We start from the raw sequence: 347 nt of genomic DNA, 5'->3' as shown, positions 1-347 counted from the left end.
CGTGGCTTCGGGCGCCGCCTCCCGCCTCAAGACGCTTCGCATCGTCGGCGACCCGGCTGGCCTCGGCGACAGGATCGGGACCCTGCTGGCATGACCGCCACGATCATCGACGGCAAGGCGATCGGGGCCGAGCTGCGGCGCGGCATCGCGGCGCGCGTGGCGGCGCTGGGCTGGCGGCCCGGGCTGCGCGTGGTCCGGGTGGGCGAGGACCCGGCTTCCGGCGTCTATGTCCGCAACAAGGACCGCGCGGCCGGGGAGGCCGGCTTCGACAGCGCCACCATCCACCTGCCCGGGACGGTGAGCGAGGCGGCGCTGCTGGCCGAGGTCGCGCGGCTCAACGCCGATCC

The 347-nt window shown here is 75.8% G+C and carries 1 protein-coding gene; it reads left to right on the top strand.

Annotated elements, in window-relative coordinates; translation table 11 throughout:
• Nucleotides 1–90: 90 nt before the first annotated feature.
• A partial coding sequence (locus FLQ44_RS16490; protein WP_276607868.1) for a tetrahydrofolate dehydrogenase/cyclohydrolase catalytic domain-containing protein occupies nucleotides 91–347 on the top strand: 257 nt, incomplete at its 3' end.

The organism is Vogesella mureinivorans, assembly GCF_007644035.1.
In the GTDB taxonomy this organism is placed as follows: Bacteria; Pseudomonadota; Gammaproteobacteria; order Burkholderiales; family Chromobacteriaceae; genus Vogesella; species Vogesella mureinivorans.
Note: the sequence above shows the minus strand (reverse complement) of the source record. Positions and strands in the feature narration are given on the sequence as shown.